The organism is Hirschia sp. (assembly GCF_058892565.1).
Map to the genome: position 1 here is coordinate 43,680 of NZ_JBZXVU010000003.1, position 16,638 is coordinate 60,317.

A 16,638-nucleotide genomic window follows, 5' to 3' on the forward strand; every position below is an offset into this window, starting at 1 on the left:
AAATTCCGCCCAATGCCCCAAAATTGAACAGTACCTAAATGGCTAATTCGCCTTTTTCACCAGAAACTGACAGAATTTCACGCATTTCGCCTTCTATAACCAAGGCTGAAAGAAGCCCCGAACGATGCGCCCCTGTATCCAAATTTATACGATTCTCTTTTATCTCAACGTCTTTGACAACGGTATGGCCGTGCACAACCACCCCTCCAAAGTCAGCATCGCTTTCAATAAAAGCTTTTCTTATCCATTTTAAGTCTGATGTTTTTTGGTCTTCTAAAGTGACACCTGGGCGCATGCCCGCATGCACAAAAATATAATCTCCAAACCGAGCCGAATTAAAGAATGCTCTCATATATTCCACATGACTTTGTGGAATAGCTTGTTGGATAACTTTGTGAATATATTCTTCAGGCTGACCAGCAATAAAATGCGGAGGAACACCATAACTTTGTAGACATTGCATACCCCCTCTTTCAATCCACATACGTAGAATATCCATATTGCCATCAAGCCCTTGCAAAAGTGCATCTTCATGATTTCCGGAGAGGTTGATCAATTTCGCAAATTTGGGAGGTGATTTCATCAAAAAATCTAAGACACCTTTAGAATCGGGACCTCGATCAATCAAATCACCCAGCATAACAATGATCGTTTCCGCTTCTGCTTTGGATGCATTATCTTGCTCTATTTTAGCAAACAAGCCTTTGATGAGATCCAGTCGTCCATGCACATCACCAACGACATAACATCGCTTCCCATCTGGACCGAAAGGATATCTAGACGATTTTTCTGCTGTTTTATTGTGAAGCTTCTTGGATTTAGACCAAAACATATGCACCCAACTTTGAACGGAGTATTTTTATTCAGTTCAGTTGAAAATTTACTTTAATTACGGCGCGCATGATAGCCCTAAAAAGCTACTCCCAACCGAAAATTCGGGCAGGAGTAGAAGGTAGAACGAAGTTTTTTGTTCTTTAAATTTTATAGGAAAGACAAGCGCCCTACCCCAAAAGGCGAGGGCACCCGTATTCCGATCATTTGTTTGAAAATTTAGATCGCGTAATTAAACGCCACAAAGGACATATAGCGATTAGGAAGTAATTCAGCTGATTTCCATGCTTCAATGCTATCAGCTTTGGCCACCTCAGGCTCCATCGCTTCTTCTAAATCAGAGTCGCTTGTTACAGGGCGAAGTAATTCTTCAACATTGGTTTCTGCAATTTCTGTTTCAGGCGCATCTGAGGCAATATCCAAGACATCTAACCCTGGCTCCGACTCAGTTTCTGGAACGATCTCCATCGCTTCAGACATAACAGGTGCCGGAGATTGAAGATCTACGTCAACAGATTCCAATGGTTGCTTCAAAACTTCAGCAGCCTCTTCCATCTCTACAGGCGTCATTAGCGCCGCTTTAGCTTCCATTTCTTCAGCTTTTATCTTCTCAATCTGAGCTGCATCTGGACGAGCCGTGCCAAATTTAATCTTATCAGGCACCCAATTCCCACCTTTGTGAGAAGGCGACCAACCATTTGCATGAGCTAGCTCATGACACAAGACAGCTGCATACCATCCTCCTGTCACCGTCATACATGGATTTGGCATAGTGACTAAATCAGGACTTGCACAAGCTTGAGAATTTATCCCCGGCATCATTAGAAATTTCGCACCACGTTCGGCACAACGAAAGCCTACTTTAGTCGGGTGCACAAATTCAACAGGCACTGTTGTGTCGAATCTATATGAAAGAGGTGGGTTTTTAACAGGCTCTATAGGCTGAAAGCTCATGCAACCTGTAAGAAAGGCGGCAGATGCAGCTAATGCTGCAAAGCGCGCAAACGCTCTGATCTTGGTCATTGGGTGGTCTCCGTTCGTTTTTATATTTTGTTTGATTGAACTAGACCATATTGACGTTTATATTTTGCAGATGGATAAACTAAATTATCATCTACAGTATTAACTATACATTCACCTCAACAAAAGCTGAACATATACTTTAACTGCTTTGTTTTAACTTAAAATAAATCCAATTTAACGAAAACGAATGCACTTATATCTCCGATGTATAAATTTGCTCCAATAGCCTTTATGCTCGAGTAACCTTTACAGGCATTAACTTAACGCGTGTCATAGACAATCTGCCGAAAAAAAAGGTAAGAAAATTCCAGATTTAATCGAACGCAGCTGGTATTTGGGTAGAGTTTTTTAAATTCGGTGGGAACATGTCAGAGATTTATCTCATTTATTCTAAAGATGATATCGACAAAGTAAGAGATATTGTCACTCCGCTAACGGCAGCGGGCCATAGTATCTGGCCACCCGCAGACTCCCTATTTATAGAAGCAGACATCGAAGTTTTCGAACGTAAACTTCAAGAAGCAAACTGCGTTATTGCCTGTTGGACGACTAAATCACTTTCGTCCTCTTTTCTAAAAACTTCAGCTAAAGAAGCCGAAATTGCCGGAAAGCTAATCGAAATTGACCTAGATGATATTCCCAACAGGTCTATCACTGGTATTCCTGAAATGGCCTATATGGCGTCTCAAATCTCATCGCCGAATGGTTGGGATGTGCTGATAGACCAAATCCAATCTATTTCTCCTGTTGAAGATATCACGGACGTTGAAATCATCAGCCAGAATACAGAGCTGGCAATTGATAAAAAATCTCATGAAGAAATCACGCCCCTTCAGTTGATCGAAAATCCTCCAGAAGATGATTACATACTTCCTCCCACCAGAACTCAGAAAATAAAGAATGCCATTAAAATTGGATTGCTCGTTTCAGCTGTTTTCGTGACGGGAACCGCTTTGTATGCGTTTAATCTCAAACCAAAGCTTCCTGTTGAGGCCAATTCAAATCAATCGACTTCTTTATCAAAAGAAGCAAGAGACGCTATTACAGCTCAATTGGCTCAAGCCAGAATAGATAATGACCCGATCGCACTACGCGCTATTATGTCCGCAGCGCCCGATACTGGTTATAGTGAAAAAGCGGGTCGCTACCTTAAAGAACTAGAAGAAAGAATTTGGGAAAATGTTCTAACTTCCAATTCTTCTACTGAAATCCTCGAACATATTGAATCCTACCGCATAGATTTTCCAGATGGAAACCATACCCAAGATGCGAAAGGGCTAGAAAAGCAACACCGCATTTTCATTGCTGAAGCCGAAGATTTTCTAAAGCATTTAGGTTTCAATCCCGGCGCGTCAGACGGCATAATAACCCAAGAGACATCTAATGCTGTGACTTCATTCCAAACTCGATTTAATCTCGAAGTGAATGGCACACTCCGCATGGAGACATATGAAGCACTCACCAAAATTGCTGGGTATAAAATAGCCAAGGACACCAAACTCGGCTCTTTATATCTTACGCCTCAAATTACTAAACTTCCGAAAACTGAGGACCTAGACGAAATTGAAGGGGCGTCAGTTAAAATTACTCCCATATCTAAGATAGAGACCGATAAGGCTGAAACACTTAATATCGCCTCGTCAATCTCTCATGAAAACGATCTCAGTGCGAAAAAATTGAGTAAAAATGAGGAAACGAACTCAACCACCACTCAAGCACACACTCCTTCGACAATTTCCACAGCAAAAAACCCCAATACTTCGACAATCACTCCTAAACCAACACCCAATCCTTCCACAGAAATACAGCAGCCAAAGCAATCAACCCCCTCACCGACATCTCCCTCTCTCGCAAAAACGCCTCAACAATTCATACAAGATTGCCCTGAATGCCCACAACTTGTCGTTATACCCAAAGGCAGATTTGTAATGGGTGACATGTCAGGTAATGCCCAAGAAGACAGAATTCCTGTACGAAAAGTCGTCTTTAACCAAGCGTTTGCCTTAGCCTCCTTTGAAGCAACCTTCGCAGAATGGGATGCTTGTGTGGCTGATGGAAAATGCCGCCCTATCGGAAATGATATGGGATGGGGACGCGGAAATCGTCCTGTTATCGGCACGTCATGGCATGACGCTAAACAATATACTCAATGGCTTAGCGAAAAAACTGGCCAAAAATATAGACTACCATCTGAAGCAGAATGGGAATACGCCGCACGTGCTGGTAGTTCTACAACATATACATTTGGCGAAGACCTAAGTGAATTGTGCCAATATGGCAATGGAGCTGACCTTTCCACTCAATATCCGTGGAGAAATACAGCTTGTTCAGACAATTTTGGAAAGAAAACAGCACCAGTTGGCACATTTCGAGAGAATAAATTCGGTTTATACGACATACACGGAAATGTATGGGAGTGGGTCGAAGACTGTTGGCACCCAGATTACAATAATGCACCTTCTGACGGCTCAGCTTGGACAAAACAGTGCAATAACAACACAAAAGTCCTTCGTGGCGGGTCTTTCAGTGTCCAACCGGACTATTTGGGTTCTTCAAATCGATACGCTTTTCCCGCAGATCAGTACATGCCCTTCTTCGGATTTAGAGTTGCCAGGGCGTTATCTGAGTAAAAACCACACACACGGCATAAAGATTGCTTTTACGCTGATGTAAAAAGTTGATACTTCTTTAATATTCAGTTAGAGATTTTGTCAGGTTTCGTGTCATGGGGACGCGACGTTTTAAAACGTACACGTTACTTTGGGTTGAGTTTTTATGCGTATTTCAGTTTTGCCCGTTCACTTACTTATCGGCACACTATTTTTAATTCTTGCATCTTGCGCGTCATCTGACGGCAACATCTCCTATGATGGACAAGAATTGGCCGCGCCTGATACCACTGAGCTTGTTCAAGTCGGAGATCTGCGAATTAACAATCTTGATGAACTGGAAATCACTGTTTTTGGCGTTAAAGACTTAAGCGGTATTTACCAAGTAGACAGTTCAGGAAATGTTGACCTACCGCTCATCGGCCCCATTCAAGCAAAGGGCTTCACATCATTTGAAATCGCAGAAATAATAGAAGCGCGATACGAACAAAATCACCTTCAAAGTGCTGATGTAACTGTTAAACTTAAGCAAATTAATGTGAACCAAGTTACTGTCGAAGGCTCCGTCAACAAACCAGGGCTTTACCCCATTCAAGGAAAAACAACCCTTGTGCAAGCGGTGGCTCTCTCCGGTGGTCTATCCGACGACGCCAATCCTAAACGCGTTGTGATCTTCAGACAGATAAATAATCAACGCCATGCTGCTGGTTTCAGCTTAAAAGATATTCGAAACGGAAATGCCAAAGATCCTGAAATCTATGGAAATGATATAATTGTTGTAGACGGAGGAAACATGCGTTCAACATATCTAGACGCAATAAGATCAATTCCGCTTCTTGCACTATTTGTAGCGTTGTAGATTTAGTATCGTATTTGGAACTGGGTTGGACACATGAATAAAATCACAAATCACGATAACGCTGAATGGAATAATAGTCAGGCGCTTGTTGAATCGACTTCGCAACAATCCATTTCTACCGAAACAAGAGATTATGGGCGCAGAAATCACGACGACTATATAGACGAAGAAGGCTTTGATTTCTGGAAAGTTATTAAAACTCTATCCCGCTGGAAATGGCTCATTTTAGCTATTGTTATCATTGGAGTTGGTGCTTCAACTCTGCTGACTTTGCGTGAAATACCGCTCTATAAAGCTTCAACGACTATAGAAATTCAGAAGCAAGAACAACAAATCTTAGCCAGTCAAAGTGTTGACCCTGCTCTTGTGGCAGATGCAGAATTTATGGCGACTCAATATGAATTGCTTAAGAGTCGCTCTTTAGCTGAACGTGTGGCCGAACTGCTGGATCTGCCTTCAGATGAAAGATATGCGGATCAATCTCTCAACCGAGAGAGACGTTTATCACAAGCGACAAATACAATTTTAAATAATTTAAGCATTTCTCCAGTTGGTCGTAGTCGCATTATCTCAATAGACTTTACTAGCCCCTACTCTAGCGAAACATCGCGTATTGCTGATGCAATCGCTGACAATTTCATAGCCTCAAATCTTGAACGCAAATACAACTCAACTGCTTATGCGAGAAACTTCCTTGAGGAACGCCTAAGAACAACAAAAATAGCACTTGAAGCTTCTGAACGCGTTCTTGTCGAGTACGCAGAAAATGAAGGAATTTTGGACCTAAGCAGTGCTGGTGGGTCAGATTCTGGTGCTTCTCTCGATGCATCAGCCCTAATGGCGCTAAATGCTTCTCTTACACAAGCACAAGAAGCACGAATTGCAGCGGAGCACGCTTATTTTGAAGCACAAAAAGATGGTGCGACCCGAGAAATGCTTCAAAGTGATAATGTTACAACTCTAAACATAAAACGCGCTGAGCTTGAAGCGGAATACCAGCAAAAACTAAGTAAATTTAAACCGCAATATCCCGATATGATCCTAATTAACGATCGTCTTCTAGCTATTGAACAGCAAATTGAACGAGAAAAACGTAGCATAATTCAAGCGTTGCATTCTGACTTCAAAGCTGCCCAAGCGAAGGAAAATTCATTAAAACTTAGTGTTGCAGAATTAAAATCAAACGTACAAGATCTTAGAGGTCGTACGATTGATTATACGATTTTAAAACGTGAAGTAGACACAAACAGATCGCAATATGAAGCACTTTTACAACGCTTAAAAGAAGTCAGCGTATCTAGCGGGATTGGTACCAATCAAGTGTCTATTGTCGACACTGCTAAAACGCCTGTTTCACCATTTAGTCCAAACATCCAACGTGCGATATTGCAAGGCTTGATACTCAGTCTGGCTATGGGCATTGGTCTAGCGTTTTTACTCGACTATATCGATGATACAATAAAAACCCCTGATGATGTAAGACAGAAATTAGGTATCAACACAATTGGTGTTATACCCAAAATGCGCGGTGATCTTGTCATGGCAGACGCCTTAAAGGACTCTCGATCTGAAATATCTGAAGCAGTTTTTTCTGCCAAAACAGCTCTTCAGTTTACAACATCACACGGACTGCCAAAGTCCATACTGATCACAGGTTCAAAACCTGCTGAAGGAAAAACAAGTACTTCATTGGGGCTTGCTACAAGCTTTGCTAATTCAGGTTTAACAGTTCTCATTATCGATGCTGACATGAGAAAACCTTCTTTTATCGTCGACTCAAACTCATCTACTGGTTTATCTGGCCTCTTAACAGACCCTCAAGGACGGGTAGAAAGCAGTGTCGTACCAAGTGAAGACAATGATAATTTGTTCTTACTACCTGCTGGTATTAGTCCGCCGAATCCCGCGGAATTACTTGCAGGAGGTCGCTTAAATCAGATATTGGAAGAAGCCTATTCAGCCTTCGATGTTGTAATTGTAGACTCATCTCCGGTCATGCACTTTGCAGACTCACTCATACTGTCTTCAGCGTGTGAGGCTACACTCCTTGTCGTGCAATCAGGCAGCGTTCGAAGTCCTTTGGCTGTTTCTACCTTAGATCGCCTTATTGCAAGTCAGGCCAATGTAGTGGGTGTTATTTTGACTAAGTTTAATCAGAAACGCCACGGGTATGGTTATGGATACGGCTATGGGTACGGATATGGTTATGGTGGTAACGGCAAAAACCCTTATGCAAACGCCATTACTGTCGCAACTGATGATGACAGATCAGATGCAACGAAACGTAGACAAGTGAAAACCTTCTCTACTAAAATTGACAACTGATATAGATTCAGTTCTTCGAAAAGAAAACTCAAATGGGCACCTTCCTTAATATTGTTGTACGTGGAATTTGCCTTTTTTTGTTAACGTTGGTCTTTTTTACATTGATTGCTAAGCTCTTTGTTCTTCCGACAAAAAAAGGCGGATATTACCCTTGCATTATAAATAATGTTGATTGTGAAAAAATAACCGCTATTAAAATCGCACCACTCTCCCCCAAACATTTCACTAAAACTGCTTCAATTGAAACCCAACCAGATAAGATAAAGCTATTTCTCGAACACGCGTATACCCTCTCGCCCCGTGACTTAATTATAAGGCACAGACTAGCGCAAAACGCTATTCGACTTGCCGATTACAAAACCGCTGTATCTCTAATTAGCGATATTCTACGTTTTAGAATCTCGGATAGAACCGTTTACTTTGATACTTTGCTTGATTTAGCGATAAATCCTGAGTCATTTGAAGTATTTAAAGACGAAACAAATTCAGAACCTACACCCAAATGGATTAGACCCTTTTTGGCTCACATTGCTAAAAAAGAAACACCGGCTAGAATTTATCAAATAGCTGGCCATCTACCTGAGGGCCGCAAATTTTATGTTGAAGACCTCATCCGCAACAATGATATTGAGCGCGCATTTCTAGCTTGGCAACAATTTTCTTCTCCAGAGAAATTAGCCAACTTTAGTTGGCCGACTGATCCAAATTTTGTAAATACAAGTGCAGACAATCCTTTTGGCTGGAAACTCCATTCTAAAACGACTGAGCAACAAGAAAATGGCCTTTATTCCTTTTTTTCTGGAAAAGGGAGAACACGCTCTGCACAGCAAATATTACTGCTTAATCCAGGAAATTATACTTTTACAAGTCGCATGAGTGGTCATTCTAAAGAAAATGGTGGACATTTTATTTGGAAAATTATTTGTCCTACGAGCAAGTTTGAAGCAGGAAGAACCAAGATTAGAGACTTGCAGTCTACCCCAAGAGACTACTCATTTTCTCTAACGATACCTGAAACGGAATGTTCTTATCAACACCTTGAGCTATGGGGTGAAGCCGGAGAATATCCAATTATTGCCAGAACATTGGTAGAAAACGTTTCTCTCACAGCCTCCTCTGACATTTCCAAAGAAGGGGAGTAAGTTATGATGTTTTCTATTCGAATACTTTCTTCAAAGAACATATCCCAATTCCTATTGTTTATGATCCTTGGCTCTTCAATCATTTTGGGTGGTGCAAGCAGATACAATGAAGCCGTGTGTCTCTTTTTATCTTTTATTTCTATCCTGACTCTATTTTTCGTATTGTTAGACAATCGGCTTCCCCAAAGCTCCTTACAATCCAAATTACTCATATTCGTGTCATGCTTTGTTGCATTTCTTTTAAGCCTACAAACCATTCCGTTACCCTACGAAGTTTGGAGTACGCTTCCAGGCAGAGGCATTATTCTAAAGGGCGTTGACCTACTTGGACTTAACAATATTTCTTTGCCTTTCTCTCTTACTCCACGAGAAACGGTATCGAGCCTATTGTTTACCCTACCCGCAATTGCTGTTTTTTCTCTTATATCCAAAATGAAAGTAAGCTCTTCCTCGCCGGTTTTTGTATGGACCATCTCAGCCATTGCAGTTTTCTCGGTCTTAATTGGTATTATTCAAATCTTTTCTGGCAAAGAAAGTTTTCTATACTTTCATGAGATTACAAATAAGGGTTTTGCGGTCGGATTTTTTGCGAACGTGAATCATCAAGCAAGCTTTTTAGTTATGAGCCTACCAATTTTCACAGTGCTTGCCATCAAACAACATGAGAGAATGATCGCGCATCGCTCTAATATCGGACAAAATGTAATTGTTTTACTGGTAGGGCTAATCATTCTAATCGGCATTATTACAGCTGGCTCAGTCGCTGGTTATGTCCTTGCTATTCTCAGCCTAGGTTCAAGTTTAATGATATTTCTAGGCCAAAAACGTAAAATAAATCCGATCTATTTTGTTAGTGCAGTTTGCCTTATTGGCTTTTCACTTAATTCAATACTCACAAGCCCACAACTAAGTGGCCTTGGACAAACAGGCTTTGGAAAGGGTATAGGCTCTCGTCCCTACCTATTTGAAAAAACTATCCAAGGGATAAAAGATACATTTCCAGTAGGCACTGGTCTTGGTTCATTCGAACAAATTTTCCCCATCTATGAAAACCCACGTGAAGTAACCTCAACTTACATGAACCATGCTCACAATGAATATCTTGAGTGGACTCTGGAAACAGGTATCCTATTCCCGATATTCATCGCTATATTCTTAGGATTTTTTGGAACGCAACTTATAAACATTTGGCGTGCCCCAGCTTCTCACAACGGAATACGGCGTGCAGCAAGTTTGGTTGTCTTCATACCTATAATTCACAGTTTAGCTGACTATCCTACACGAACGCCTGCAATCGCAGTATTCACAGCTGCGTGTTTAGGGATAATGTTTTCAGAATCTAAGAAAAGTGAAAGAAACTCAAGCAAAGCCAAGAACGCTAGCAGTCACATTGAATTATAACCTTGCATCGGTATGATTTTCAACAAACCAATGATAAGCATCTTTTAGCCCATCTTCTAGAGAAATAGAGTATGACCAGCCGAGGTCTTTCAACCTAGAAACATCCATTAATTTACGTGGTGTTCCATCAGGTTTAGTCGCATCGAACTCAAGCTTTCCTTGAAACCCAGTCACTTTAACAATGGTTTCTGCCAGTTCACGGATCGTGCAATCTACACCTGTACCCACATTGATATGAGATAGCATTGGCTGCGTGTTCGCGTCATAAGTAAAACGATCCAGATTCATCACATGAATACTTGCAGCAGCCATATCATCTACGTGTAAAAACTCTCGCATAGGCTTACCGCTTCCCCATATCGTAACTGTGTCTACACCTTGCTCCACTGCTTCATGAAAGCGGCGCAAAAGTGCAGGAATAACATGTGAGTTTTCTGGGTGAAAATTATCATACGGCCCATAAAGATTCGTTGGCATAACGCTACGATAATCTCGTTGGTATTGACGATTATAACTTTCGCACAATTTAATACCTGCAATCTTAGCGATCGCATAAGGCTCATTTGTTGGCTCTAGAGTTCCAGTTAGCAATGCATCTTCTCGCATTGGCTGCTCAGCTAGCTTTGGATAAATACATGATGACCCCAAAAACAGGAGTTTTTGAACATTATTCTTATGCGCAGCATGAATAATGTTGGCCTCGATCATCAAATTCTCATAGATAAAATCGGCTGGATATTCATTATTCGCGTGAATACCCCCGACTTTTGCCGCGGCTAAATAAACTTCATTGATACCTTCGGACTCAAAGAACGCATTAACATCAACTTGGCTCAACAGGTTCAATTCTGAGCGGGTCCGGGTAACAATATTATTATACCCTTTAGCTTCTAATTGGCGCACAATCGCTGAACCAACCATTCCGCGATGACCAGCAACAAAAACTTTAGCATCTGTGTTAAACATTAGATTTAGTTCTCAACGGCCACTGAAACATCAAAGCCATGTTCCTTTAGGATGGAATGACGACGTGCTGCCTCGTGATCTGCTTTGACCATCTCTGCACACATTTCTTCAACCGTAATTTCTGGAACCCAGCCTAGCTTTTCTTTTGCTTTTGACGGATCTCCAAGAAGTGTTTCCACTTCAGCAGGACGGAAATAACGTGGATCAATCTGAACAATGACATCACCCACATTCAACGCCGGCGCTTTATCGCCTTCGATGTGCGTCACAATCGCTTTTTCCTCAAGCCCTTTGCCTTCAAAACTAAGTGAGATACCAAGTTCTTTTGCGCTCATTACGATAAACTCACGCACAGAAATTTGTTTACCTGTCGCGATAACAAAATCTTCAGCTTGATCTTGCTGAAGCATCATCCACTGCATACGCACATAGTCTTTCGCATGCCCCCAATCGCGCAGCGCATCAATATTCCCCATATAGAGACATTTTTCTAAACCAAGTGCGATGTTAGAAAGTCCACGTGTGATCTTACGCGTTACAAATGTTTCACCACGTCGAGAGCTCTCATGATTGAACAAAATACCATTGCACGCATACATGCCATAGCTCTCACGGTAATTCACTGCGATCCAGTACGCATACATTTTCGCAACGGCATAAGGACTACGTGGATGAAAGGGCGTTGTTTCCTTTTGTGGTATTTCCTGCACTTCACCATAAAGTTCAGAAGTTGAAGCCTGATAAAAGCGTGTCTTCTTTTCCAACCCAAGAAAACGAATTGCTTCAAGCAAGCGTAATGTCCCTATCGCATCAACATCTGCTGTATATTCGGGAGCTTCAAACGAAACCGCCACATGAGATTGTGCCCCAAGGTTGTAGACCTCATCAGGCTCAACTTCTTTCATGATACGTGTCAAATTGGATGTATCAGTCAAATCACCATAGTGGAGTTTGAAACGCTGATTATCGGTGTGCGGATCTTGATAAATATGGTCAACGCGTTGGGTATTAAACGACGATGCACGACGCTTAATACCATGCACCTCATAACCTTTTTCTAGCAAAAATTCAGCTAGATAAGACCCATCTTGGCCTGTAACACCAGTAATCAACGCACGTTTCATTATGCCCCACCCGTTCTGCGAAAAAACCTATTTTTTATAAGTCACGCATGACTAAAATTGTCAAATAGTCTCACCTTGAAATAGCAGACTTTAATTACAATAAAGCGAACGAAAATAATTAGCGATTGAAACTCACCATAAGGAAACATATCTTTGATTGTATGATGAGTATTTCTTGGCTTCTAATTGCGCCAAGCCGATGGTTTCAAATGGTGGGCGGTAACGGTCTCGAACCGCTGACCCTCTCGGTGTAAACGAGATGCTCTACCAACTGAGCTAACCGCCCCAGCATTTGAAGAGCCATGAAATATACATATTTCACTCAGACTGCAACGCCTAAAATCAAAAAAACAACATAAATCACATAAAAAAACCTCCATCAAAATCAGATGGAGGTTTTTATCATTTTAGTTTGTATTTAAACCAACCAATTAGCCGCATTAGTGCGGCGAAGGAACGCTTGAACCATCCGCTGCTGGCGGTGTACGCCCAAACCCAGCCCGAAGCTGTGCATCATCTGCATCTGTCCAGTCGATTGGCGAAATTGGCCGGGTTAGAGCGCGGGCTAAAACCTGATCAATTGTAGACACTGGGATAATCTCCAGCCCCTCTTTCACATTGTCAGGTATATCCGCGATGTCTTTTTCATTTTCCTGAGGAATAAGAACCGTCTTCACGCCACCACGCAGTGCTGCAAGAAGCTTTTCTTTCAAACCACCAATAGGCAGGACTCGCCCGCGAAGCGTGATTTCACCCGTCATCGCAACATCCCTAGATACAGGATTGTTGGTAAGAAGAGAAACGATTGCAGTCGTCATTGCAATACCAGCAGACGGCCCATCCTTAGGCGTCGCACCTTCTGGAACGTGGACGTGAATATCTGTGTTATTGAAGACTTTCGGACTAATTCCCAAAGACGCAGCACGTGATTTCACCAGTGAATTTGCCGCTGAGATGGATTCTTTCATCACATCTTTCAAATTACCGGTCACCGTCACTTTTCCCGGACCAGGCATTTGTACAGCTTCGATCGTGAGAAGATCACCACCAACTTCTGTCCATGCCAGCCCAGTTACAGCCCCAATTTGGTCATCTAACTCAGACAAACCAAAACGGAATTTACGAACACCCGCATAATTAGCCAGATTGTCCTGCGTAACTGTCACAGACAAAGAAACACCTTGAACAATTTCTCGCACAGATTTACGCGCTAGACGGGAAATTTCACGTTCTAAATTACGCACACCTGCTTCACGTGTATAATAACGGACAAGGTCACGAATAGCGCCATCCGTCACACTCCATTCACCATCTTTAAGACCATGATCTTTGACGATTTTTGGAATGAGGTGACGTTTTGCAATCTCTAATTTCTCATCCTCAGTATATCCAGCGATACGGATAATCTCCATACGATCCAGCAGAGGCTGAGGCATATTTAGAGAGTTTGCCGTTGTGACAAACATAATGTCTGATAGATCGTAATCAACTTCCATATAGTGGTCGTTGAAAGTTGAGTTTTGAGCCGGATCTAACACTTCAAGAAGCGCCGCAGATGGATCACCTCTAAAATCTTGACCAAGCTTATCAATCTCATCAAGCAAGAAGAGCGGGTTACCTGTTTTGGCTTTCTTCAACGATTGAATAATACGTCCCGGCATGGACCCAATATAAGTACGTCTGTGTCCGCGTATCTCAGCTTCATCACGCACACCACCAAGGGACACACGTACAAACTCACGCCCTGTCGCTTTGGCAATTGAGGCACCTAGGGATGTTTTACCAACCCCGGGAGGACCAACTAGACAAAGAATAGGTCCGCGCAATTTTTTGGTACGGGACTGAACTGCTAAATATTCAAGAATACGTTCTTTAACTTTGTCTAAGCCGTAGTGATCGCCTTCAAGAACCTCTTCCGCAATAGTCTGATCTGTGTTGATTTCCTTACGCTCACCCCATGGCAAAGCGATAACCCAATCAAGATAATTGCGAACAACTGTCGATTCAGCCGACATAGGGCTCATTTGACGTAGCTTTTTCAGCTCGGCAGCCGTTTTAGTTTTAACCTCTTCGGAAAGCTCCAGCGCATTTAGCTTTTCTTCAAGTTCAGCTAATTCGTCTTTTTCTTCAGTTTGGTCACCAAGTTCGCGCTGAATAGCTTTCATCTGTTCATTGAGATAATACTCACGCTGTGTTTTTTCCATCTGGCGCTTCACACGATTGCGAATTTTACGCTCCATTTGGAGCATGCCAATTTCGCCTTCCATGAGCGCATAGACTTTTTCCAAACGCTCAGACACGCTGGCAAGCTCAAGCAATTCCTGCTTTTCAGTGATCTTGATAGAAAGTTGAGCAGATACGGCGTCAGCCAAACGACCTGGGTCTGTGATTTGCGACATATTACTAACAGTATCAGGCGGGATTTTCCTGTTGAGTTTCACATACCCTTCAAACTGTTCGATAACAGTGCGCATTAACGCAGAGGCTTCACCCTCTTCTTCTTCTACCGGCTCGTCGATTGTCTCAACATTAGCTGTATAATAGTCGCCCTGATCAACAAGTTCACGTAATTTCGCGCGCTGTTTTCCTTCAACAAGGACCTTCACCGTTCCATCAGGGAGCTTTAAAAGCTGTAAGATCGTCGCGATTGCACCAGTTTCAAATAAATCGTCTACAGTAGGATCATCCGTCCCAGCATCACGCTGAGCCACCAACAGAATCTCTCCACCTTCACTGCCGACCTCTTCAAGCGCACGTACAGATTTGTCACGCCCAACAAATAGTGGAGCCACCATTTGAGGAAACACAACAATATCGCGCAGAGGTAAGACTGGGAGTGATTTACGTTCTGACATTTATTTCTCCTACAAGGCACTGAACGATTGCATGATCGGGCTCAGTCCTTGAAATTGTTACTTCTCACTAAAATGTTTCTCCGCGAACGGATCATCATTCCATGTCTTAAATGTGGATGCGTCCGCCACAGGCTTCAACCCATGACGGACGCATAAAGTTATATAAACACAGTTTTTGCTGCATAAATACGCGTAAATTAGCTTCTATTAAGAGGCTTCACCGCTCTCTGCTGCTTTTTCTGCATGAACATAAAGAGGCTTCGCGCGCCCCTCAACGACTTCAGCATTAATAACAACTTCTTCGATACCACGTAGATTTGGCAGTTCGAACATTGTATCGAGCAAAATGCCTTCAAGAATGGAACGAAGCCCACGCGCACCAGTGCGACGTTGGATCGCTTTGTTGGCAACCCCTGTTAATGCATCATCAGAGAAAGTTAGCTGAACATTCTCCATATCAAACAAGCGTTGATACTGTTTAAGCAAAGCATTTTTAGGCTGAGTCAAAATCATGACCAATGAATCAGTGTCGAGATCCTCAAGCGTCGCGATCACCGGCAAACGACCGATAAATTCGGGAATAAGACCGAATTTCACGAGATCTTCTGGCTCACAATCTTGAAGCACAGCACCAACGCGGCGATCATCTGGGTCTGAAACTGTCGCACCAAACCCTATAGAAGACCCCTGTCCACGGTCAGAAATAACTTTATCGAGGCCAGCAAACGCTCCACCACAGATAAACAACATGTTCGTTGTATCGACTTGCAAGAATTCTTGCTGGGGGTGTTTACGTCCGCCCTGAGGAGGCACAGAAGCAACTGTTCCCTCCATAATTTTCAACAATGCTTGCTGCACACCCTCACCAGACACATCGCGTGTAATCGAAGGATTGTCAGACTTGCGTGAGATTTTATCGATCTCATCTATGTAGACGATACCGCGTTGAGCGCGCTCTACATTGTAGTCTGATGCTTGAAGAAGCTTAAGAATGATATTTTCAACATCTTCACCCACATATCCCGCTTCCGTAAGTGTTGTCGCATCTGCCATTGTAAATGGCACATCGATGATACGGGCCAATGTTTGAGCTAGAAGCGTTTTACCACAACCAGTAGGCCCAACGAGCAAAATGTTAGATTTAGCAAGTTCTACTTCATTGCCGTTCTTAGATGCGTGGCTCAAACGTTTATAATGGTTGTGCACAGCCACTGCGAGGACCCGCTTGGCTTGCGCTTGTCCAATAACATAATCGTCTAGAACATCACAAATTTCCTGAGGTGTTGGAACACCTTCAGTTGATTTAACGAGTGTCGTTTTATTCTCTTCACGGATAATATCCATGCAAAGCTCAACACACTCATCACAAATGAAAACGGTAGGACCCGCAATCAGCTTCTTTACTTCGTGCTGGCTTTTACCACAGAAGGAGCAATACAATGTGCTCTTACTATCTCCGCCTGATGCGTTCTTGGTCATGGACACCTCAACTTGTGGGGCCGC

The 16,638-nt window shown here is 42.5% G+C and carries 11 protein-coding genes and 1 tRNA gene; 5 read left to right on the forward strand and 7 right to left on the reverse strand.

From position 1 onward, the window contains the following. Positions 1-34: 34 nt before the first annotated feature. Together AC5EF3_RS00910 and AC5EF3_RS00915 are read right to left on the reverse strand one after the other, a co-directional pair. Positions 35-832: a metallophosphoesterase gene (locus AC5EF3_RS00910; protein WP_493546680.1), complete on the reverse strand. Its 798-nt coding sequence runs from the start codon at positions 830-832 to the stop codon at positions 35-37. Positions 833-1,050: 218 nt separating this feature from the next. After that, a complete protein-coding gene (locus AC5EF3_RS00915; RefSeq protein WP_493546681.1) occupies positions 1,051-1,854 on the reverse strand; it encodes a hypothetical protein in 804 nt (267 codons plus the stop codon). Between the two features lie 365 nt (positions 1,855-2,219). Between AC5EF3_RS00915 and AC5EF3_RS00920 the strand changes: the two genes are divergently transcribed. From AC5EF3_RS00920 to AC5EF3_RS00940, 5 genes are all read left to right on the forward strand, one after another. Then, the gene (locus AC5EF3_RS00920; protein WP_493546682.1) at positions 2,220-4,484 is read left to right on the forward strand and encodes an SUMF1/EgtB/PvdO family nonheme iron enzyme; all 2,265 of its coding nucleotides are present in this window, start codon (positions 2,220-2,222) and stop codon (positions 4,482-4,484) included. Between the two features lie 145 nt (positions 4,485-4,629). Then, positions 4,630-5,322: a polysaccharide biosynthesis/export family protein gene (locus AC5EF3_RS00925; RefSeq protein ID WP_493546683.1), complete on the forward strand. Its 693-nt coding sequence runs from the start codon at positions 4,630-4,632 to the stop codon at positions 5,320-5,322. A 33-nt stretch (positions 5,323-5,355) separates the two neighbouring features. Next, entirely contained in the window at positions 5,356-7,647 is a 2,292-nt protein-coding gene (locus AC5EF3_RS00930; RefSeq protein WP_493546684.1) for a GumC family protein, read from the forward strand. A gap of 32 nt (positions 7,648-7,679) precedes the next feature. After that, the gene (locus tag AC5EF3_RS00935) at positions 7,680-8,789 is read left to right on the forward strand and encodes a hypothetical protein (protein ID WP_493546685.1); all 1,110 of its coding nucleotides are present in this window, start codon (positions 7,680-7,682) and stop codon (positions 8,787-8,789) included. A 3-nt stretch (positions 8,790-8,792) separates the two neighbouring features. Continuing rightward, entirely contained in the window at positions 8,793-10,190 is a 1,398-nt protein-coding gene (locus AC5EF3_RS00940) for an O-antigen ligase family protein (protein WP_493546686.1), read from the forward strand. Here the strand turns inward: AC5EF3_RS00940 and fcl are convergent. The 5 genes from fcl to clpX all read right to left on the reverse strand — a co-directional run bounded on the left by fcl (position 10,185) and on the right by clpX (position 16,614). Continuing rightward, positions 10,185-11,156, reverse strand: coding sequence for a GDP-L-fucose synthase (gene fcl / locus AC5EF3_RS00945; protein WP_493546687.1), 972 nt, complete (start codon positions 11,154-11,156; stop codon positions 10,185-10,187). The two genes, AC5EF3_RS00940 and fcl, sit on opposite strands and share 6 nt — an antisense overlap. A gap of 5 nt (positions 11,157-11,161) precedes the next feature. After that, positions 11,162-12,280: a GDP-mannose 4,6-dehydratase gene (gene gmd / locus AC5EF3_RS00950; protein WP_493546688.1), complete on the reverse strand. Its 1,119-nt coding sequence runs from the start codon at positions 12,278-12,280 to the stop codon at positions 11,162-11,164. Positions 12,281-12,490: 210 nt separating this feature from the next. After that, positions 12,491-12,566, reverse strand: a tRNA-Val gene (locus AC5EF3_RS00955). A gap of 154 nt (positions 12,567-12,720) precedes the next feature. Further along, positions 12,721-15,135: an endopeptidase La gene (lon, locus tag AC5EF3_RS00960; RefSeq protein WP_493546689.1), complete on the reverse strand. Its 2,415-nt coding sequence runs from the start codon at positions 15,133-15,135 to the stop codon at positions 12,721-12,723. Positions 15,136-15,342: 207 nt separating this feature from the next. Then, positions 15,343-16,614 (reverse strand): ATP-dependent Clp protease ATP-binding subunit ClpX, encoded by a 1,272-nt coding sequence (clpX, locus tag AC5EF3_RS00965; RefSeq protein WP_015827637.1) that lies wholly within the window; start codon positions 16,612-16,614, stop codon positions 15,343-15,345. Positions 16,615-16,638 lie beyond the last annotated feature (24 nt).